Origin of the sequence: Myxococcus llanfairpwllgwyngyllgogerychwyrndrobwllllantysiliogogogochensis (assembly GCF_006636215.1) — a bacterium.
In the GTDB taxonomy this organism is placed as follows: Bacteria; Myxococcota; Myxococcia; order Myxococcales; family Myxococcaceae; genus Myxococcus; species Myxococcus llanfairpwllgwyngyllgogerychwyrndrobwllllantysiliogogogochensis.
On record NZ_VIFM01000005.1, the window covers coordinates 99442 to 120371 of the forward strand.

The window sequence follows — 20930 nt, forward strand, 5'->3', positions numbered from 1 at the left end:
GCGTCCCGGTTGGAAGTCGTGTGCAGGCATCAGAGCGCCTCGACCAGCACCGCGATGCCCTGGCCGCCGCCAATGCAGGCGGAGCCGATACCATAGCGTCCACCACGGCGCTTGAGCTCATAGACGAGCGTGGTGGTGATGCGCGCGCCAGAAGCGCCCAGCGGGTGCCCCACGGCGATGGCGCCGCCATTGACGTTGGTCTGCTCGCGCGGCAGGCCCAGCTCCTTCTCCACCGCCAGGTACTGCGGCGCGAAGGCCTCGTTCACCTCGAACAGGTCCACGTCGGCGAGCTTCGCCTGCGCGCGCTCCAGCAACTGGCGGATGGCGGGCGCGGGGCCAATGCCCATCACCTTGGGGTCGCACCCGGACACGCCCCAGTTCACCAGCCGGGCGATGGGCTTCAGGCCGTGCTTCTCCACGAAGCTCCGCGTGGCCATCACCATGCTGCCCGCGCCGTCGCAGATGCCGCTGGCGGCGCCCGCGTGCACCACGCCGTCCTTCTTGAAGACCTTGGGCAGCTTGCGCAGCCCCTCCACCGTCGTCTCCGGACGGTTGTGCTCGTCCTTGGCGAAGACGGTGTCGCCCTTCTTGCCCTTGAGCGTCACGGGCGCGATTTCGTCCTGGAAGCGGCCCGCCTCCTGGGCTGCGGCGAAGCGCTTCTGGGTGAGCACCGCGTACTCGTCCACCTGCTCCTGCGTGAGCGAGTAGTCCATCGCGAGCTGTTCGGCCGTCATGGCCATGGGCTGGCCGGTGTAGCTGTCCGTCAGCGCCGTCCAGAGCATGTCCTCCAGATTGCCCTTGCCCAGGGGCAGGCCCCAGCGCGCGCCCCGGATGACGTGGGGCGCCTGGCTCATGGACTCGGTGCCACCGGCGAGCACGCAGCTCGCCTGCTCGGTGAGCATCAGCTCCGCGGCGGTGGTGAAGGCCTGGAAGCCGGAGCCACACAGCCGGTTGACGCCCAGCGCGGGCACGGCGATGGGCACGCCCGTGCGCAGGCCCACGTGGCGGGGCAGATAGATGGCATCCGCGCTCGTCTGCACCACGTTGCCGTACACGACGTGCTGCACGAGCTCCGGGGACACCTTCGCCTGGGCGAAGGCGGCCTTCGCCGATTCCACGGCGAGGTCGGTGGCGCTGAGGTCCTTCAGGCTGCCGCCATAGGTCCCGAACGGGGTGCGCTTGCCGGAAAGAAAGAAGATTTCCTCGGTCTTGGACACGCTCTTCATGGTGCTCGTCTACCTACTCTCAAGGGGCGCGCGGTGCACGCGCGCAGTGACGGGGTGGCGGGGATTCAGGACGCGCGCCGCCCCAGGAAGGCGCTGGCGACGATGGCAAGCGCCATCACCGTCCACAACAGCCCTTGCAGGTTCTGCCGACGTATCTCCTTCCGGCCGAGCCCGCGGTACCAGGAACGCCCGGCCTCCACCCGACCTTCCCAGGAGAAGTCCCCGGCGGGCGTGACGCCCTCCATGCGGCGCAGGTGGGCGCGCAGCAGGCGCTCGGGCGAAGCGTCCGCCAGTGAACCGCTCCGGTACACCCCGGGGACGTCCAGGGCGGGGCGGCGATAACCGGCGGTGATGACGAAGCCTTCCGGCGCCAGGGGGGTGAGGAAGTAGAGCCGGGGCTCGCCGTCCGGGGTCTGGTAGATGGTGGCGAAGACCCGCTCGACGGGGTGTGCCCAGTCGTAGGAGAGCGTGGCCTTCCGCAGGCGGGGCTTCTCCTCGTGACTGCCGAGCGCCACGAAGCCCAGGCCCTGGAGCTGGATGGCCAGTTGGGCCAGCTCCAAGGGGATGTCCATCTGGTCGGCCGGGGCCTCCGGCTCCACGCGGACGCTGTGGGGGAACAGGAAGAGGATGGCGCGCCAGAAGTTGAGCGCCAGCAGGACGATGGCGAGCACGAGGCCAGCGACGACGATGCCCAGCTCGGCGAGAACGTTCATGCGGTGAGCACCTGGGAACGTGGCGGGCGACCAACGGCCCATCCACCCGGGGCACCCTAGCGGAAACCGGCGCTCCCAGGGCCCCCCTTCAGCGTCGGGACGCGGTGGCCGGCAAATCCCTCCACCGGGCCAGGTCCACCGACGCCAGCGGGTCCTCGCCCCGGAGGAAGCGCTCCAGGTGGCCCAGCGAGTCCACGCCGAAGAACAGCTCCCCGTCCGCGAAGATGGTGGGCACGCCGAACGCGCCCGCGGCGATGGCCTCGTCCGTGTTCCGGCGCACACGGTCCTTGATGTCCTGCCGCTGGGCGGCGGCGAGCAGCGAGGGGGCGTCCAGCCCGGCGGCCTGGATGGCCACGGCCACCTGCTCGGGCGACTCGGCGCCCTTCCCTCCGCCCCAGACCTCCGCGTAGAGGGCGGACACCAGCCGGCCGCGCGCCTCCAGGTCGTCCACCGCGGCCGTCACGCGCAGGGGGAGCAGCGGGACGAAGGGGTGCGTGGGGGGTGGACCGAAGGGTACGCCCAGTTCGTGAGCGATGCGGAAGGTGTGCTTGAAGACGTAGCCACGCTTGGCGGGAACCTCGGCCGGGCCGATGTTGCCGGTGGCGTTGAGCACGGCGGCGAGCAGCACCGGCACGGGCTCCACCACGCGACCATGGCGGGCGGCGAGCGCGGGCATGCGCGTCCACGCGAGATAGGCGTAGGGAGACAGGTAGTCGAAACAGAAGCGCAGGGGTGCGAGGGCCATGGGCGGAACTCTAACGCCCTCGCGCACCGCGTTCTCGGGGGGGCCTGGCGGGAAGAGGGACTCTCGAGTGCGCCTCGGGGTCCTCGAACACCTCACACATGGGGGAGGGCTCACGCACCAACGCGGGAGTTCCCTTAGGCGCACCGTGTCGCCTCCGCGCTGAAGCGCGCTCGAAGGCGGCGTCGCCTCGACCCACGTTCAGGCGCTCTGCCGGGACTCCGCGCTCCGCTGGAGCGCCCCTCGCAGCGACGTCGCCTCGACCCGCGCTCAGGGCGCTCTGCCGGGACTCCGCGCTCCGCTGGAGCGCCCCTCGCAGCGACGTCGCCTCGACCCGCGTTCAGGCGCTCTGCCGGGACTCCGCGCTCCGCTGGAGCGCACCTCGCAGCGACGTCGCCTGCGCGAGCAGGTTGGACGCCCGCGCCTCCGTGAAGGCCGATTCCGCCGCCTCCAGCTCCACGACGGCCGCGTCCGCGGACACCGCACGCTCCGCGAGCGCCAGATGCACCAGCCCCACCTGCAGCACGTTGCCCGTCAGCTCCGCCAGCGCCAGCGCACGACGCAGGTGCGTGAACCCTTCCTCGCCCGGCAGCAGCACGGCCATCGCGCGCCGCGCCAGCACTTCATCCCAGGGATTCGCCAGCACCGGGTCCACCGCGCGGGAGAGCGCCGTCTGTGCCGCCTCGCGCGCGGCCTCCAGGTTCCCCTGCTCCCGCTCGAAGCGGGACTGGTAGACGCGCAGCAGCGTCTCCATCCGGATGCCACCCTCGCGCGCCGAGCTCAGGGCCCGGGGCAACGACTGACGCACCGCCGCCGCGTCCTCGAAGAGCACGTCCCGACACGCCTGATACGTCTGCACGTGGCACTGCAACCACCGGTCCTCCGGGAGCACCCGCGCCAGCGACTCCGCGCGCGCCACCACGGCGGCCACATGCTCGTGCTCGCCGCGCTCCAGGTAGTAGGGCGGCGTGAAGATGGCCAGGTTGCGCTCCATCAACCGGGGGTTGCCCAGCCTGCGCACCAGGTCCGTCTTCTCGGTGAAGGCCGGGACGAAGGCCGCGCCGTCTCCCGTGAACGCCGCGCGAGTCACCACGGAGAACAGGTGGAACGCGCGCACGTCGGTGAAGCCGTGGGCCTCCGCCACCGCGTAGCCGTCCCGCGTCGCCTGGGCGTCCAGCGGCTCGCCACGCAACGCGAGGTTCATGTTCATCATGTAGCCGCCCATGCCCAGCGCCCACGCCAGGCGCCTCGGCAGCCGGCCCATCACCTCGCGCATCCCCCGCAGCCGGGCGAGCTGCTCGAACTGCGCCTCCACCACGCCCGCCGAGCGCCCCGTGTACGCGCTGAGCACCGCCGGCGCCAGCAACGCGCCCGCACGGTACGGCGACACCTCGGGCTGCTCCGCCCGCACGCGCTCCAGCAGCACGTCCAGGTCCTTCGTGCGCCCGACGATGGCCAGCGCCATGGCCTGGAGGATGCGCAGCTCCGCCTGCTTCCAGAAGATGTCCTCGGGCGACGATTGTGCGTCCGCCGCGCGCTCACGGAACAACTCACGCAGTCGCGCGGGCCGTTCGTCCTCCGGCGCCGCGCACGCCGCGTCCAACTGCGCCAGCGCGAGCCTCCGGCCCTCCACCAGGTCCACCGTCGCCGCCCAGTGCGCGAAGAGCTTTTCGGAGAAGGCCAGGGAGCTGGGCGGGTCGCTCGCGTAGCCCACCTCCACCAGTGTCACCCAGATGCGCAACAGCAGCCTGTCGCGTCCAGGAAAGTCCGGCGCGGCCTCCAGCAGCGTGGATGCTTCCTTCAACAGCAGCGTCGCCTCCAGCAGCGCCTGCGCCTCCATGGCCGCGCGGCCCGCGTCCAGCAACGGACCAATGGCCAGCTCCGGCTCCGACGAGCGCAGGTAGTGCCAGCCCACCGTGCGGGACAGGTCCGGCCGCTGCGAGTAGAGCGTCTGGAGCGCCAGCGCCACCCGCGCATGCGCGGCCCGCCGCTCCTCGTCCTGGGTGCTGTCGTAGATGGCCTGGTGCACGGTGTCGTGCGTGAAGACGTACCGGCCCTCTTCCTCCTGGAGGAACTGCCGCTCGACGATGCCGTCCAGGACGGCGAACAGCTCCGACTCCGGCAGCTCCGCCAGCGCCCGCACCATGGGCAGCTCCAGGCTTCGTCCCGCCGGAGCCAACCTGCGCAACAGCGACACCTGCTCCACGGGCGCGGACGACAACCGCTCCAGCACCACGGCCTGGATGCTCTCCGGCAGGGGCCGGGTGTCCAGCCCCGCCTCCGCCGTCCACCGGCCGCCCACGCGCGTCAGCGCGCCCTCCTCCACCAGCGCGCGCAGACACTCGGTGGCGAAGAAGGCGTTGCCCCCCGTCGTCTCGTGCAGCCGCGCGACGAAGCCCTCGGGGACCTGCAGGCCCGGCAGCGCCAGGCCCACCAGCGTGCCCACGTGCTCGGCGGCCAGCGGCTCCAGGTCCATGCGCCAGGTGAGCTTCTCGTCCACCGTCTGGAACGCCAGGCTCAGCCGGCTCAGCTCTCCGGAGCGGAACGTGCCCACCACCATGCCGCGCGTGCCCTGCAGCGCGCGAATCAGCACGTTGAGCACCTCCAGCGAGGCGGTGTCCGCCCAGTGGAGGTCCTCGAAGCACAGCACGAACGTCATCCGCTTGCCGAGCGCCTGGACCCACTCCGCCAGCGCGCCGAAGAACCCCAGCTTCTCCTCGCCGGGCACCTGCGCCACGCCCGCGGACTCCGCCGATGACAGCGAGGGCAACAGCCGAGACAGGCGCGGGGACAGCCGCTCCATCACCTCCGTCGGCGTGTGCGGCATCAGCGCGCGCAGCGCCTGGGCAATCGGCGTCAGCGGCGCCTGCCCCTCCGCGCGACACTGTCCCCGGCCGAAGGGCAGCTCCGCGAGCTTCGCCTGCAGCTCGAACTCCTGGAGCAGCCGCGTCTTGCCCACGCCCGCGGGCGCGCCCAGGAGCACCGCGCGCGACTGTCCCCAGTCCGCCTCGGCCAGCCCGTTCATCAGCGCCTCCAGCTCCGCCGCGCGCCCGACGACCTCCGGCACGTGCAGGTAGCTGGAGCGCGCCGACAGGGGCTCCTCTGGCATCGGCTCACCGCTGGCGTGGCAGAGCGCCTCCATCAGCTCGCTCGCGTCCTGGAAGCGCTCGCGCGGGTCCTTCGCCAGCAACAGCAGGATGATTTCCTCCAGCTGCGGGTCCACTGGACACAACGTGGAGGGACGGGGCGGCGGCCGCGTCAGGTGGTCCGCCAGCAGCGCCGCCGGCGTGTTGCGCTTGAAGGGCAGCCGGCGCGTCACCAGGTAGTACGCCATGACGCCCAGCGAGTAGAGGTCCGCGCGCCCATCAATGCTCGCGCCGCGCTGCCACTCGGGGGCCAGGTACTCGAGCGTGCCCTTGAGCTTGCCGGGGCTCGGGGTGCCCAACTGGTGCATCACCCCGAAGTCCATCAGCTTCACCGCGCCGGAGCGGGTGATGCGCACGTTGCTCGCCTTGATGTCGCAGTGCACGTACAGGCGCGAGTGGATGAACGCGAGCACCTGCGCCATCTGCAGCAGGACCCGGTACAGCGTGCGCGTGTCCAGCGGCGCCTCGCGCGCCAGCGTGCTCAGGTCCTGCCCGTCCACCACCTCCATCGTGATGAAGCGGTTGCCGGCCTCCGTCATGCCCCAGTCGAACACCTTCAGCGTGCCCGGGTGCTGGAGCTTCTTCATCGCGAAGAACTCGTGCCGGAACATCAGCACCAGCTCCTCCGTCTTCCCCGCCGTCAGCCCCGCGGGGACCTGCATCTCCTTGAGCGCCACCCGGCGCTTCTCGTGCAGGTCCTCCGCCAGCCAGATGCGGCCCATGCCGCCTTCACCGAGCAGTCCCTCCACCCGGTAGCGCCCCGTCACCACCATCCCCACTTCCAGCGAGCGGCGCGCTCCGGCCGCGTCTCCTGGCAGGGTGACGGGCGTGCGGATGCGGTCCCCCCAGGAGCTCGGAGGAGGGCTGCGCTCGTCAAGGACGGTTGTCTTCTCTTCGTCGCTCACGAAGGCGGGACCGGAAGGTCGGCAGAATCCAGAAGTCGATGGAATATCACGTTTCCATGTATCGGACACACTCCGTTGGAACGGAGGAAACCCCTTTCCTCCGCCGTCCGAACCAGGCCGCCTGATATTCGCCAACACGAGTCCAGCGCACCGTCAGTTCCGCGCGCCCGTCGGACAGGCGACACCCACACGACGCGCGGGCATGAAGCATGGTGGCCACGCATCCAATCCCCGCGCCCTCTGGGCTACCCACGGGACCACGTGCGCGTGGAGCGGGCTGATGCGTGCACGTCCGAGCAGGTCCCCGCGCGCGTGCGGCGACCAGGCTCAGACCTGGAGGCATCCCGACGTGGACTGGTGAAGCTCCGCCACCCGGGGAGTTGCCCTCGACGCACCGCTCCGGGAGCACCTGTCGGCATCCACCTTGTACCTGGGTCTGGGGGTGAGGGAGGACCCCTTGCTACGGCGGGCGCCGAGCGGTGATGCTCCACCCGAGGCCGTCTCCCACGGGGCCCGATACCATCACCGGAGGAGCCCGAGCATCGTGAAGCCCAAGGTCCTCATCGTCGAAAACTCCTGGACGATGCGCGAGACGCTGCGCCTCCTGCTGTCCGGCGACTTCGACTGCGCCGTGGCGGCCAATGGCGAGGCCGGGCTGGCGTTGGCGTTGAGCCAGCCGCCCGACCTGCTCCTCTCGGATGTGAACATGGAGGGCATGGACGGCTACGAGCTGTGCCGCCGCTGCCGCCAGGAGCCCGCGCTCCAGCACATCCCCGTCGTCTTCGTCAGTGGCTACGCGCCCCGCTCGGACAGCGACCCGAGCCTGCCCGTGCCCGACGCGTATCTCGTCAAGCCCGTGAAGCCGGCGCTGCTCATCGCCGAAATCCACGCCCTGCTGCGGCGCGGAAGCAGCCCCGTCCAGGCCGCTGCCTCCGCGCAGGCCGCCAACAAGGCCTGAAGCCCCTCAACTCCCCCGGTACGTGGAGTAGCCGAAGGGGCTGAGCAGCAAGGGCACGTGGTAGTGCTCGTCGGGCGCGGCCAGCTCGAACACCACCGACACGGACGGGTAGAACCCCTTCACGCCAAGCAAGCGGAAGTACGTCCCGGTGTCGAAAGACATCCGGTAGACGCCGGTCTCGACGCGCGCGCCGGCGGGCAGGAAGTCGCGCACGCGGCCATCGTCATTGGTGACGCCGCGAGCCAGCTCCTTCCACTCGCCGGAGGACACCTGGACTTCCAGGGCAATGGGGACACCAGCGGCCGGACGGCCGCGGTGCGTGTCGAGGACATGGGTGGAAAGTGTGCTCATGACGCCAGCAGCTTCTCCAATCGGATGCGGGTGATTTTCGCCTGCTCGCCAGCGGCGATGCGCAGCTCCTCGTCCGGAGGATTGCCCAGGCGCGCGCGCAAAAGCCCCAGCATCTCCTCCGCGCTCTTGCCCGTCGCGCAGACCAGGAAGATGAAGCCGAAGCGCTCCTCGTAGGCCTTGTTCCCGTCAGCCAGGCCCTGAATCACCGCCTCTGCGGCGCCGTTCACCCCGCCCTGCTCCTGCGAGGACCAGGTGGCGGTGGACGCGAACTTCGCGCGCAGCGAGGACACATCCCCGATGCGCGGGTGGTGCTTGAAGGCCTCGTGCCAGTCGTCGGGCCCCGTCTGCTCCCACAACCACCCGGCCTCCGACAACACGTGCTCCACGTCACGGAAGGGCCGCGCGCGCACCATGGCCTCCACCCAGCGCGAGGAGCCACAGCAGCGCAAGAGCTCCTCCCTGGCCGCCTCGGGGGCCAGCGTGTTGAGCCGGTGCAGCGCGCTCATGCCGGCCGCCCGTGGACGCGCAGCCGGCTGACACCACCGTCGGGGAAGATTTTCAGCCGCACGTGGGTGAAGGGCCCCTTCGCCTTCAGCTCGGACTCGAAGTCATGCCGGTGGTCCGCCTGCAGCTTCGTGCGCGGCAGCAGCTCCGTCCAGACGAGGTCATGCGCGTTGGCGAAGTCCACCACCGGCTCGCGCAGAGTGATGCCCTCCAGGGACGCGCTCTCCGGGAAGTTGCCCTTGTAGTGCGCGGTGTCCACCTCCACGCGCTCCACGGAGCCGGGGACGGCCAGCTTCACCACAATCCAGTCGAAGCCCGGCAGCAGGCGCTTGCGGCGCGTCTCCCAGCCCTCGCCCATGTTCGCGGCGCGGCCCGGCAGGATGAGGTTGTCCTTCGGCCCGAAGAAGGCATCGTTGCACGCGGACACCGTGCCGCCGTTCTCCGCCGCCGCCAGGTCCACCGAGCCATTCGCATGCGTCAGCCGCGTCAGGTCCGGCCGCACCTCGCCATGGACGCGAAAACGCGCCACGCCGCCGTCCGGGTAGATGTTGAGGCGCAGGTGCGTCCAGCGCTGCTCGCTCAGGATGGGGAAGAGGTTGCGCGAGCCGCCCTGCAGCCGGAGCTGCGGAAGGATGCGCGTCCACTTCGCGTCCACCAGCGACTGCGCGGAGGGCGAGCCTTCGACCTCCAGCGCGTCCACGGAGGCGTACTCGGGGAAGTTGCCCACGAAGTGGTTGGTGTCGACGTCCACGCCACGCAGCACGCCGGGCAGGCCGAGCTGGAGGATGCACCAGTCGTGGCCGGGCACGCGCTTGCGGCGCGACTCCCAGCCGTCCATCCACTTGCCCTGCTCGGTGTACTTGTCGGGGATGAAGACGCCTCGGCCAGGCTTGAGCAGGTTCTCCTTGCCGGCGAAGAACTCGTCACTGGCCAGCAGGGCCTTGCCGCCAACCTTCTCCGCGGCCAAATCGATGAGCTCGGTGAAGCCGACGCGCAGCTTCCCCTCTTCCGGTGCATGCATGGTGTGTACTCTCCAGAGGCTTCAAGCGGCGATGCGCGCCGAGGACGGGCGACGCACCCAGGTTCCACTCGGGCGAGGGAACGGCTGTCCTCGCTCGTAGATTTTCATCCCGCGCAGGAACGTCGTCTCCACCACGCCCGAGAGTGTGCGGCCCGCGTACGGCGTCAGGGGATGACGGTGCTGGAGCCGCGTGGGCTCCACGATGAAGGTGGCCTCGGGGTCGAACACCAGCAGGTCCGCGTCCGCGCCGGGCGTAAGCGTCCCCTTCGTGCCGTGCAGTCCCACCAGCCGGGCCGGGGCTTCACACATCCAGCGCGCCAGCGTCTCCAGGCCATGTCCGCGCTTGCGCGCCTCCGTCCACACGGCCGACAGGCTGAGCTGGAGCGACGCGATTCCGCCCCACGCCGCGCTGAAGTCGCCACGCTCCAGGAGCTTCAGCGCCGGCGTGCAGGGCGAGTGGTCCGACACGACCAGCTCGATGTCGCCCCGCGCCAGCCCGGCCCAGAGCCGCTCACGGTTCTCAGCCTCGCGGATGGGTGGCGCGCACTTGAAGTGCGTCGCCCCGTCTTCGATTTCCTCGGCGGTGAAGCTGAGGTAGTGCGGACACGTCTCCACCGAGACATCCAGACCCTCCCGGCGCGCGTCCACCAGCAACGGCAGCGCATCCGCCGACGACAGATGGACGATGTGGACCCGGCAGCGGTGCTGACGCGCCAGCTCCACCATCATCCGGATGGCATCCTGCTCCCAGCGTCGAGGCCGGGACTCCAGATAGGCGCGGTACGTGCGAGGGCCGCCCGCGTCCGCCTCCGCCAGCGGAGACTCCAGCTCCGCGTGGACGATGAGCGGAATGCCCCGCCGCGCGAGAATCGGCATCGCCACGTCGAGCACCGCGCGGTCCGCCGGGGGAAACTCGTCCACGCCGGAGGGACACAGGAAACACTTGAAGCCCGCGACCCCCGCGTCGATGAGCGCCTCCAGCTCGTTCGCGTTGCCTGGAATCACGCCGCCCCAGAAGCCGTGGTCCACCTGACTGGACTCACGCGCCGCGCTCGCCTTGAGCTTCAGCGCCTCCAGCGTGGTGGTGGGCGGCAGCGAGTTGAGCGGCATGTCCACGACGGTGGTGATGCCTCCGGCCGCCGCCGCGCGCGTGGCCGTCGCGAAGCCTTCCCACTCCGTGCGGCCGGGCTCGTTGATGTGCGCGTGGCAGTCGACCACGCCAGGCATCACCACGTGATTGCCCACGTCCGTCACCGTCAGGGCGCCGAGGGCCTCTCCCGGCCCCGCCACCTTCTCCACCCGACCGTCCTTCACCACCACCACGGCCTCACGCATCCCTCCCGCCGCGAGGACGCGACGGCTGCGCAGCCCGAACTCACCACTGCTCATGGTTCGAATTCCTTCTCGTCGAAGCACTCCAGGGCGCTGAAGAACGCGTCCCGGTCATCCACGTAGAGCTGCCGCGTCACGCCCGCCGTCAGTCGAGGCAGGCTGTACTTCATGCCAGAGATGCTCGCGCCACCGAAGCCCAGCGAGAGCAGACACCCGAAGGTGTAGTTGAAGATGGACGACAGGTGAGGCGCGCGGCCCGGGTGCTTCTCCTGCAACTCGAAGCCGGGCCCCAGGTACGGATGACGCAGCAGGTCCGTGTGCGCCTGGCCCGAGGGCGGCGTGAAGCGGTCCTTCCAGAGCGCGATGTCCTGGTGCAGGTTCGCCAGCTCCGGCCGCAGCGAGAGGTCCGTCACGGTGCCGCTGCCGACGATGAGCTTGTCGAAGGTGTAGTGCCCCCGCGGCGTGGTGACGCGGACCTGTCCGTCCACTTCCTCGGCGCCCACCCACGGGCTCTCCGCGTGCAGGTGGAACTGGGGATACGCGCGGGCGCGGCGGTACGTGTCGGCGGGAGGCAGTTGCCCCATCTCGAAGATGCGATGGATGAAGCGCCACTTGTCCGCGTCCGGCAGGTCCGCATGGTGCTTGAGGAAACCGACGAACTCCGCCCAGCGATACGGGTTGACGGTGGGCAGCGTCTTGCGCCGGTAGAAGAGGTGCACCTCGCCCGCGCCGTGCTCCAGCGCGACGGAGGCGTTGTCGAACGCGGAGGCCCCCGCGCCGAGCACGCCCAGCTTGCGCCCCCGGAGCGCCTCGAAGTCGATGTCCTCGCGCGTCTGCGCGTACAACTCGCGCGGCAGCCCCGCCACCACCGCCGGGACTTCCCAGCGTCCCGAGCCGTCGATGCCCGTGGCCAGCACGATTTTTCGCGCAGGGAGCACCTCGACCTGCCCGGTGCGCACGTCCTCCAGCGGCACCTGGAAGCAGTCGTCCTCCGCGCTCCACGTCAGCGCACCCGCGCGCGAGCGGCAGCGCACGGGGATGCCCAGCGTGCGCCGATACCACCCGAGGAAGTCCGCCCACAGCTCCTTCGGGATGCGCTCCAGGGACGTCCAGGCGGCCTCGCCGTACTGGGCCTCGAACCAGGACTGGAAGCAGAGGTTGGGGAGGTTGTGGTCGGGGCCGGTGAGGTGCTTGGGCGTGCGCAGCGTGTGCATGCGCGCGAAGGTCTTCCACGGCCCGGCGAGGTCCTGCTCTCCGTCATCGACGACGAGCAGGTTCGTCACCTTCTCGCGCATCAACCCGAAGGCGGCGGTGAGGCCGCTCTGCCCTCCGCCGATGATGAGGACATCCAGCACGGCCTGCCCTGCGCGGGTGCGTCGGGGGAGCACCCAGGAGCGCCGGGGATACTCCAGCCGCTCGAGGTCCTTCCGGAGCGCCTCTTCCAGGGCGACGAGGCCAGGAACAGGCGGCATCACGGGGCTCGGGGGCGGGATGCGCATGCCCCATCGTAACCGCGCGCTGTGTCGCGCGGTCAATGTGCCCCCCTCGCGCGGTATGAGCCGCCAGGCGGGGTGGTGGGAAATACCCGGCCTGCCTGGGGGTTGACAGCGGGTGTCCGGGCGCTGACGACGGCCCGCTTCCACGCTTCCCCGGTGGAGCGGGTTGGTTAATGCTCGCCCGCCCTTTTTCTTCGCCCCGTCCCGAGGTCTTCCGCGTGATCAACGCCATCCCCCGCGTCCCGGCTCCCCGAAACGAGCCCATCCTGCCCTACGCGCCCGGTGCGCCCGAGCGCCGTGAACTCCAGGCCACGCTCAAGCGCATGGCCGGTGAGCAGATTGACATCCCGCTGCTCATCGGCGGCAAGCAGGTGCGCAGCGGCAAGACGGACACCGTCCGCATGCCGCACCGGCACTCGCATGTGCTGGCCACGCTGCACGAGGCGGACGCCAGCCACGTGGAGCAGGCCATCCAGGCCGCCCTGGCCGTGAAGGAGGACTGGGCGCGCATGTCGTTCACCTCGCGCGCCGCCATCTTCCTGCGCGCCGCGGAGCTGCTCGCCACGCGCTACCGCCCGCTCATCAACGCGTCCACCATGCTGGGTCAGTCCAAGACGGCCCACCAGGCGGAGATCGACGCGGCGTGCGAGGCCATCGACTTCCTGCGCTACAACGTCCACTTCGCCGAGCAGATTCTCGCCATCCAGCCGGAGTCCTCGCCGCAGACGTGGAACATGCTGGACTACCGTCCGCTGGACGGCTTCGTGTTCGCGGTGGCGCCGTTCAACTTCACGTCCATCGCGATGAACCTCTGCACCGCGCCCGCCATCATGGGCAACGTCGTGCTGTTCAAGCCGTCCTCCACGGCCGCGCTGAGCGCCTGGTACTTCATGGAGCTGCTGCGCGAGGCGGGCCTGCCCGACGGCGTCATCAACATGCTCAACGGCGACGGCCCCACCGTGGGCAACCCGACGCTGGCGAGCCCCCACCTGGGCGGCATCCACTTCACCGGCTCCACGCCGACGTTCAACTCCATGTGGAAGACGGTGGGAGAGAACATCGGCAGGTACAAGCAGTACCCGCGGCTGGTGGGTGAGACGGGCGGCAAGGACTTCATCGTGGCGCACGCGTCGGCGGCGGACGACGTGGACGCGCTCGCGGTGGCCATCGTCCGGGGCGGCTTCGAGTACCAGGGGCAGAAGTGCTCGGCGGCCAGCCGCGTCTACGTGCCCGAGTCCCTGTGGCCCAAGCTCAAGTCCCGCCTCCAGGGGCTCATCGGCGACATCCGCATGGGCGACGTGACGGACTTCCGCAACTTCATGGGCGCCGTCATCGACGAGAAGTCCTTCAAGAAGGTCTCCTCGTACATCGACCTGGCGAAGCAGGACGGCGAGGCGAGCATCGTCGCGGGCGGCGAGGCGGACCGGAAGGAAGGCTGGTTCGTCAAGCCCACGCTGGTGCAGCTCACCAACCCGCGTCACCGCATCCTGCGCGAGGAAATCTTCGCGCCGCTGGTCGGCGTGTATGTGTATCCCGACGCGAAGTACGTGGAGACGCTGCGCGAGGTGGACCAGAGCGCGACGTACGCGCTGACGGGCGCCATCTTCGGCCGTGACAGGAAGGCCATCGACACGGCGATGAGCGAGCTGCGCCACGCCGCGGGCAACATCTACATCAACGACAAGCCCACGGGCGCGGTGGTGGGCCAGCAGCCCTTCGGCGGCTCGCGCGCGTCGGGCACCAACGACAAGGCGGGCTCGCTGCTCAACCTCATCCGGTGGACCAGCCCTCGCACGGTGAAGGAGAACTTCGCGCCGCCCGTGAAGGTGCCGTATCCCTTCATGGACAGCGACCCCCACGATGGGGGTATCTAGGCTCGTATGAGCCGAGTGTTCCCCGGCATCGCCGGGTTGGAGACGTACGCGTTGGTGGACGGTGGGTGCCGCGTGGAGGTGATTCCTTCACGCGGGGCCCTCGTCTCGAGGATGACGGTGGACGGCGACGAGGTGCTCTACCTCGACGAGGCCACCGTGGCGGACCCGGCGAAGAACGTGCGCGGTGGCATCCCCGTGCTGTTCCCCATCGCCGGGCCCCTTCCGGGTGACACGTACCCGGCGGACCGCAAGTCCTTCACGATGTCGCAGCACGGCTTCGCGCGCAGGCTGCCGTGGACCGTGCGCCAGGCGGAGGACTCGCTGCTGGTGCTGGGGCTGTCCTCCACCGAGGAGACGCTGCGCCAGTTCCCGTGGGCCTTCGACGCGCAGCTCACCTTCTCCCTGGTGGGCACGCGGCTCACGTTGGACTTCGACGTGGAGAACCGCGACACGCGTCCCCTGCCCCTGCACCTGGGCTTCCATCCGTACTTCCGGGTGCCGGACGCGGCGAAGGCCGTGGCCACGGTGGACACGGACGCGACACACGCGTGGGACAACCGGAACAAGCGCGAGGTGCCCTTCACCGGGTTCGACCTGACGCTGGACGAGGTGGACCTGCACCTGAGGGACCACTCGGGCCCGGGGACGATTCTGGGACGTGGACCGGGCTTGAGGCCCGTGCACCTGTCGTGGAGCCCGGAGTTCAAGATGCTGGTGGTGTGGACCCTGCGCGGCAAGGACTTCGTCTGTGTGGAGCCGTGGACGGCCGCCGCCGGAGCACTGGCCACCGGTGAGGGCCTGTTGCACGTGGAGCCCGGTGAGCGCGCGTCGCTCGCGTTCGACATCGAGGCGTGACGGACTGACCCTGGAGGCCATGGCCCCCCGGGCGCTCGACCCAGGGGGAATGTGCCGCGTGCATGGGACGAACCCGAGACCCGCGCTCACGAATCCAGACACCCGGAAGCACTATCTTCGCGAGGCGCCCATCAGTCCCTTCGCCAGGGATTGAAGCTCCGCTCGCAACCACTGACTGCGCGGTTCGCTGTCCTCGGAGCGGTGCCAGTACAGGTGCAGCTCCAGTCGGGGCAGCGCGAGCGGCATGGGCAACAGGTGGTTGTCCAACTCCGCGTTGATCTCCTCCGCGCGGCGCCGGGGCATCGTCAACATCAAGTCTGAGCCGGACACGATGCGACAGGCCGTCTCGTAGTGCCGGCAGCGCACCGTCACCTCGCGCTGGTAGCCCAGACGGCTGAGCACCAGGTCCTCCACCGCCAACCCCGTTCGCCGCGAGGACACCGTGACATGTCGCGCTCCCATGTACGCCGTCACGTCCAGCCGCCTGCGCTTGCGGCTCACCACGCAGAACGCGTCATGGGTGAAGGCCGTGTGCCGCAGTTGAGCGCTGGTGGGTTGCTCCACGTCGATGGCCAGGTCCAACTTGCCGGAGGCGAGGTCTCGCTCCAGCCGCGTCCGCTCCAGCCGCACGCTGCTGATGCGGGCCTTGGGACTGTGCTCCCGGAGCCGAGCCACGAGCCGGGGGACAATGGACGGCTCCAGCATGTCGCTCATCGCCAGCGTGAAGGTACCCACGTCCCGAGTGGGCTCGAAGCCCCGGGTGTGATGCACCGCCTGCTGCAGCAGGGCCAGCGCCTCGCGAATCTCCGGTGCCAGCCGCTCCGCCAATGGCGTAGGCGCCACCCCGCGTCCCTCGCGGACAAACAAGGGCGCCCCCAGTTGCTCGCGCAGACGGGTCAGCGCATGGCTCACCGCGGACTGGCTGAGGAACAGCACCTCCGCCGCGCGCGTCAGGTTGCGCTCCCGGTAGACGACGTCGAACACCCTGAAGAGGTTGAGGTCGGGGGCCCCCTGCCGTCGCGCTGAATCCTGAACTGGGCTCATGACGACACATGATCAACATTCAGTGGATTCAACAAGAGACGGGTGCCAAGGATGGCCTCCTCTCGTGAGAGGAGGCTGCACCGTGAACTTCGAGCCGAGCGCCAAGGCCAAGGACTACCTGGAGCGCGTGAAGCAGTTCATGCGCGAGCACATCGAGCCCGCCGAGGAGCGCTACTACCAGGAGGTCATGGAGGCCTCTCGTGGCGGTGACTGGAAGACCTGGCCTGTGTCCTCCGTCATGGAAGACCTCAAGGCTCGCGCCAAGGCCAAGGGGCTCTGGAACCTCTTCCTCCCGGACGAGAAGCTGGCCCCGGGCCTCACCACGCTCGAATACGCCCCCATCGCCGAGGAGACCGGGCGCAGCCTGATGGCGCCGGAGGTCTTCAACTGCAACGCCCCCGACACCGGCAACATGGAGGTGCTGTGGAAGTACGGCACCCCCGCCCAGCAGGAGCGCTGGCTCAAGCCGCTGCTCGCGGGTGAAATCCGCTCGGTGTTCTGCATGACGGAGCCTGGAGTGGCCTCCTCGGACGCCACCAACATGGAGGCCACCGCCGTCGTCGAAGGCGACGAGGTCATCCTCAACGGCACCAAGTGGTGGTCCACCGGCCTGGGGCACCCCAACGCCAAGGTCACCATCTTCATGGCGCGCACGCCCGACGCCGGGGGCGACCGTCACCACCAGCACTCCATGGTGCTCGTGCCCCTGGACGCGCCGGGCGTCACCATCAAGCGCATGCTGCCCGTCTTCGGCGAGTACGACGCGCCCCACGGCCACGGCGAGGTGCGTTTCGACAACGTGCGCGTACCGCTCTCCAACATCATCGGAGGCCCGGGCATGGGCTTCGAGATTGCCCAGGGCCGACTGGGACCCGGCCGCATCCACCACTGCATGCGCTGTGTCGGCGCGGCGGAGCGGGCGCTCGAGTTGATGATTGACCGGGGCATGAACCGCACGGCCTTTGGCAAGCCCATCATGAACCTGGGTGGCAACCGCGAGCGCGTGGCCGAGGCCCGCATCGCCATCGACCAGGCCCGCCTGCTCACGCTCTACGCCGCGTGGAAGATGGACCAGGTGGGTCCCCTGGGCGCGATGACCGAGATTTCCGCCATCAAGGTCGTCGCCCCGAGCATGCTCCAGCACATCGTCGACGACGCCATCCAGATTCACGGCGGCGCGGGCGTGTCCAATGACACGGCGCTCGCGGGCTTCTTCGGACAGGCGCGCACGCTGCGGCTCGCGGACGGTCCGGACGAGGTGCACAAGGGCGTCATCGCCCGAATCGAACTGGCCAAGCGCGGCTTCTCCAGGAAGTGACCCACCATGGCAACCCACGCCACGCCTTCCACTTCGCTCGACGCACCCGGCTCCATCCGCGCCGGTGAGGAGCTGAACGTCGCCGCCGTCGATGCCTGGCTCAAGCAGCAGGTACCCACGCTCGAGGGCTCGCCCACGGTGACGCAGTTCTCGGGGGGCGCGTCCAACTGGACGTACCGCCTCAAGTACCCGAACCGAGACCTCATCCTTCGCCGGCCGCCCGCGGGAACGAAGGCGAAGTCCGCGCACGACATGTCGCGCGAGTTCCGCGTGCAGAAGGCGCTCAAGCCCACCTACCCGTGGGTGCCGGAGATGGTGGGCCTGTGCCAGGACCCCGCCATCATCGGCGCGGACTTCTACGTCATGGAGCGCATCGAGGGCATCATCCCTCGCGCCAACATGCCCCGGGGCATGAACCTCAGCCCCGCGGAGACGCGCAAGCTCTGCCTCAACGTCGTTGACCGGCTGCTGGAGCTGCACGCCGTGGACGCCCAGGCCGTGGGCCTGTCGTCGCTCGGCAAAGGGGCCGGCTACCCGAGGCGCCAGGTGGAGGGTTGGTCGGACCGCTACGAGAAGGCCCGGACGTGGAACGTGCCGAGCTTCAAGTACGTGCGCGCCTGGCTCAAGGACCACATCCCCGACGACGTCGCCACCTGCGTCATCCACAATGACTGGCGCTTCGACAACGTGGTGTTGGACCCGGGAGACCCCACGCATGTCATCGGCGTGCTCGACTGGGAGATGGCTACGCTGGGCGACCCGCTGATGGACCTGGGCAGCGCGCTGGCCTACTGGGTCCAGACCGATGACGACTTCTTCATGCGCGCCACGCGGCGCCAGCCCACGCACGTGCCCGGCATGCTGCGCCGCCAGGAGGTCGTCGACTACTACCTCCAGCGCTCCGGCCTGAAGCCCGCCAACTGGACGTTCTATGAGGTCTTCGGAATCTTCCGGCTCGCCGGCATCATCCAGCAAATCTATTACCGCTATCACCACAAGCAGACGCGCAATCCGGCGTTCAAGAACTTCTGGTCGCTGGTGACGTACTTCGACTGGCGCTGCAAGCGCCTCATCCGGAAGGGTGGCCGCTGATGGGCGTCGTGTATCTCATCCGTCATGGTCAGGCGTCCTTCGGCGCGGAGAACTATGACCAGCTCTCCGAGACGGGCTACATCCAGGCGCGAGTACTCGGTGAGGCGCTCAAGCCACGGCTGACCGTGGACGCAGTGGTCACCGGCACGCTCACCCGCCACCGGCAGACGGCGGAGACGTGCCTCACCGCGATGGGCACGAGCCTCCTGCCCACGCGCACGCCGGGGTTCAACGAGTTCGACCATGACGAGCTCGTGGCCCGGCACACGCCGCGCTACGCGAATCACGCGGCCCTGGCGGAGGACCTCCTGGGTGCCGCGGACCCGCGTCGGGCGTTCCAGGAACTCTTCACCCAGGCCGTGGGGCGCTGGGTCGCCGGGAAACACGACGCGGAGTACACGGAGCCCTGGCCCAAGTTCCGGGAGCGCTGTGTGCGAGCGCTGGACGCACTCATCCAGGGTCTGGGGCCGTCGAAGACGGCGCTGGTGTTCACCTCGGGCGGCCCTGTCACGGCCATCTGCCAGCACCTGCTCCAGATTCCAGACGAGCACGCGTTCAGGTTGAACTGGACGCTCGCCAACTGTGGCATCACCAAGGTCATCTACAGTGACCGGGGCCGCTACATGTCGACGCTCAACGAGCACGCCCACTTCGAGGGCTCTCAGCGCGCCCTCATCACCTACCGCTGAGGAGCACCGCCATGCGCAAGAACATCCTGATTACCGGCGCCAGCTCCGGACTGGGTGAGGGCATGGCTCGCGAGTTCGCGGCGCGGGGACGCAACCTCGCGCTGTGTGCCCGGCGCACGGACCGGCTGGAGGCGCTGCGCTCGGAGCTGCTGGCGAAGCATCCGGACCTGCACATCTCCGTGCGTGCGCTGGATGTGAACGAGCACGAGCAGGTGTTCGAGGTCTTCGAGGCGTTCGCGAAGGACCTCGGTAGCCTGGACCGCATCATCATCAACGCGGGCATCGGCGTGGGGAAGCGGATTGGCACCGGGAACTTCGCCACCAACGCGAAGACGGCGCAGACGAACTTCGTGGCCGCGGTCGCGCAGTGCGAAGCGGCCGTGGGCATCCTGCGCAAGCAGGGCCAGGGGCATCTGGTCACCATCTCGTCCATGAGCGCGATGCGAGGGCTGCCTAAGCATCTCACCGTGTACGCGGCGACGAAGGCGGGCCTCGCGACGCTGACGGAGGGCATCCGCGCGGAGCTGATGAACACGCCCATCAAGGTGTCGACGATTTATCCCGGCTACATCCACACGGAGCTGAACGCGGGGGGCGAAGAACCTGCCTTTCGCCGTGGACTCCGCGACGGGCTCTCGTGCGCTGGTGAAGGCGATTGAGCGCGAGCCGGTGAGCGCCTACGTCCCCGGCTGGCCGTGGACCGTGGTGGGGTTCTTCCTGCGCAACCTGCCACTCAAGCTCGTCGCCCGGATGTCCTGAGCGGACCGAGTGGGAAGTCCTTCCAGCAAGCATCGACTGAATCGCGAAGCGAGCACCCAGGGTCGGCGAAGCAATTCCTGCCGCCGGGCTCCTCGCTCCGTGAGCCGCTCATAGCCCCACGGCAGGAGCTACCGTGGCGAGGGCTCGAAGACTTCGTCGAGGAAGGTCCGCATGGCGGCCCAGGAGCGCCTCGCCGCGGCCGGGTGGTACTGGAGCCCCGCCTGGGGGTTGTGCAATCCCGGATAGGTGAAGGCGTGCATGGCGTGGCCATGGGCATGAAGCTGCCAGTCGGCTCCGGCCTCGGTCAGCTCGCGCGCCACGGCCAGCACGTCGGGAGACGGTCCGGTCGGGTCTTCCCAGCCATGGAGGATGAGGACCTTGGCGGAGATGGGCTCCTGAGGCTCGAGCCGCGGTGGCTTGAGGACTCCATGGAAACTCACCGCGGCCTTCAGGCCCGGCACGGCGCTCCGCGCGAGGTCCAGGGCGCACAGGCCACCGAAGCAGTAGCCGATGATGGCGACCCGGTCGGCATCCACGAGGGGATGACGGAGCGCCGCTTCGAATCCCGCCAACAGCCTCCTGCGCAAGAGCGCGCGGTCCGCCATGAACGGCGCCATCAGGCGAGAGTTGTCATCGGCCACGCCTCCCCTCACGCCCTTGCCATAGACGTCCAAGGCAAAGCACACGTAGCCGAGCGCCGCGAGCTCCTCCGCCTTCTCTCGCATCGGGGCGTTCAGCCCATCCCACGCGTGAGCGAGCAGGACGCACGGTCGACGGGCATCGCTTCGCGAGTCCCAGGTGACGTACGCCTCACAGTCAGTCCCGCCTTCTCGATACTCGACGAACGTCCCCTGCCCCATCGCGCTGGCTCCTCTCTCATCCAGAGGAAAGACAGTCTGGAGCGC

General features: G+C 69.4%; 18 protein-coding genes. 7 read left to right on the top strand and 11 right to left on the bottom strand.

Annotated features, from left to right (window positions below; genetic code table 11):
- Positions 1-29 precede the first annotated feature (29 nt).
- The 4 genes from FJV41_RS02325 to FJV41_RS02340 all read right to left on the bottom strand — a co-directional run bounded on the left by FJV41_RS02325 (position 30) and on the right by FJV41_RS02340 (position 6600).
- On the bottom strand, positions 30-1226 hold the full coding sequence (locus FJV41_RS02325) for an acetyl-CoA C-acetyltransferase (RefSeq protein WP_141640731.1): 1197 nt from the start codon (positions 1224-1226) through the stop codon (positions 30-32).
- A gap of 65 nt (positions 1227-1291) precedes the next feature.
- Positions 1292-1939 (bottom strand): hypothetical protein, encoded by a 648-nt coding sequence (locus FJV41_RS02330; RefSeq protein ID WP_141640732.1) that lies wholly within the window; start codon positions 1937-1939, stop codon positions 1292-1294.
- A gap of 88 nt (positions 1940-2027) precedes the next feature.
- The gene (locus FJV41_RS02335) at positions 2028-2684 is read right to left on the bottom strand and encodes a 2-hydroxychromene-2-carboxylate isomerase (RefSeq protein ID WP_141640733.1); all 657 of its coding nucleotides are present in this window, start codon (positions 2682-2684) and stop codon (positions 2028-2030) included.
- A gap of 337 nt (positions 2685-3021) precedes the next feature.
- Positions 3022-6600 (bottom strand): protein kinase domain-containing protein, encoded by a 3579-nt coding sequence (locus FJV41_RS02340; RefSeq protein ID WP_217440634.1) that lies wholly within the window; start codon positions 6598-6600, stop codon positions 3022-3024.
- Positions 6601-7276: 676 nt separating this feature from the next.
- Here FJV41_RS02340 and FJV41_RS02345 point away from each other — a divergent pair.
- Positions 7277-7690, top strand: coding sequence for a response regulator (locus FJV41_RS02345; protein WP_141640734.1), 414 nt, complete (start codon positions 7277-7279; stop codon positions 7688-7690).
- Between the two features lie 6 nt (positions 7691-7696).
- Here the strand turns inward: FJV41_RS02345 and uraH are convergent, their stop codons facing one another.
- Genes uraH through FJV41_RS02370 form a run of 5 tightly spaced genes read right to left on the bottom strand, consistent with a single transcriptional unit; the run spans position 7697 to position 12397 of the window.
- Entirely contained in the window at positions 7697-8041 is a 345-nt protein-coding gene (uraH, locus tag FJV41_RS02350) for a hydroxyisourate hydrolase (RefSeq protein ID WP_141640735.1), read from the bottom strand.
- A complete protein-coding gene (gene uraD / locus FJV41_RS02355) occupies positions 8038-8547 on the bottom strand; it encodes a 2-oxo-4-hydroxy-4-carboxy-5-ureidoimidazoline decarboxylase (RefSeq protein WP_141640736.1) in 510 nt (169 codons plus the stop codon). Before uraD ends, uraH begins: the two co-directional genes overlap by 4 nt.
- On the bottom strand, positions 8544-9566 hold the full coding sequence (alc, locus tag FJV41_RS02360; RefSeq protein ID WP_141640737.1) for an allantoicase: 1023 nt from the start codon (positions 9564-9566) through the stop codon (positions 8544-8546). The genes uraD and alc overlap by 4 nt, the downstream gene beginning before the upstream one ends.
- Positions 9567-9587: 21 nt before the next feature.
- The gene (allB, locus tag FJV41_RS02365; protein WP_141640738.1) at positions 9588-10955 is read right to left on the bottom strand and encodes an allantoinase AllB; all 1368 of its coding nucleotides are present in this window, start codon (positions 10953-10955) and stop codon (positions 9588-9590) included.
- The gene (locus FJV41_RS02370) at positions 10952-12397 is read right to left on the bottom strand and encodes an FAD-dependent oxidoreductase (protein WP_141640739.1); all 1446 of its coding nucleotides are present in this window, start codon (positions 12395-12397) and stop codon (positions 10952-10954) included. Before FJV41_RS02370 ends, allB begins: the two co-directional genes overlap by 4 nt.
- Before the next feature lie 215 nt (positions 12398-12612).
- On the opposite strand from FJV41_RS02370, the gene pruA reads away from it, so the two are divergent.
- The gene (gene pruA, locus FJV41_RS02375) at positions 12613-14268 is read left to right on the top strand and encodes an L-glutamate gamma-semialdehyde dehydrogenase (RefSeq protein WP_141640760.1); all 1656 of its coding nucleotides are present in this window, start codon (positions 12613-12615) and stop codon (positions 14266-14268) included.
- A 6-nt stretch (positions 14269-14274) separates the two neighbouring features.
- Entirely contained in the window at positions 14275-15123 is an 849-nt protein-coding gene (locus FJV41_RS02380; RefSeq protein WP_141640740.1) for an aldose epimerase family protein, read from the top strand.
- 111 nt (positions 15124-15234) lie between these two features.
- Here the strand turns inward: FJV41_RS02380 and FJV41_RS02385 are convergent, their stop codons facing one another.
- Positions 15235-16167, bottom strand: coding sequence for a LysR family transcriptional regulator (locus FJV41_RS02385; RefSeq protein WP_141640741.1), 933 nt, complete (start codon positions 16165-16167; stop codon positions 15235-15237).
- An 82-nt stretch (positions 16168-16249) separates the two neighbouring features.
- On the opposite strand from FJV41_RS02385, the gene FJV41_RS02390 reads away from it, so the two are divergent.
- Genes FJV41_RS02390 through FJV41_RS02405 form a run of 4 tightly spaced genes read left to right on the top strand, consistent with a single transcriptional unit; the run spans position 16250 to position 19925 of the window.
- Entirely contained in the window at positions 16250-17485 is a 1236-nt protein-coding gene (locus tag FJV41_RS02390; RefSeq protein ID WP_141640742.1) for an acyl-CoA dehydrogenase family protein, read from the top strand.
- A gap of 6 nt (positions 17486-17491) precedes the next feature.
- Positions 17492-18577 carry a phosphotransferase family protein gene (locus tag FJV41_RS02395; protein WP_141640743.1) on the top strand — a complete coding sequence of 362 codons (1086 nt, stop codon included), beginning with the start codon at positions 17492-17494 and terminating at the stop codon, positions 18575-18577.
- Positions 18577-19266: a histidine phosphatase family protein gene (locus FJV41_RS02400; protein ID WP_141640744.1), complete on the top strand. Its 690-nt coding sequence runs from the start codon at positions 18577-18579 to the stop codon at positions 19264-19266. Before FJV41_RS02395 ends, FJV41_RS02400 begins: the two co-directional genes overlap by 1 nt.
- An 11-nt stretch (positions 19267-19277) precedes the next feature.
- On the top strand, positions 19278-19925 hold the full coding sequence (locus FJV41_RS02405) for an SDR family oxidoreductase (RefSeq protein ID WP_220137823.1): 648 nt from the start codon (positions 19278-19280) through the stop codon (positions 19923-19925).
- Positions 19926-20153: 228 nt separating this feature from the next.
- Here the strand turns inward: FJV41_RS02405 and FJV41_RS02410 are convergent, their stop codons facing one another.
- Positions 20154-20885, bottom strand: a complete 732-nt coding sequence (locus FJV41_RS02410) for a dienelactone hydrolase family protein (RefSeq protein WP_141640745.1) — start codon at positions 20883-20885, stop codon at positions 20154-20156.
- Positions 20886-20930 lie beyond the last annotated feature (45 nt).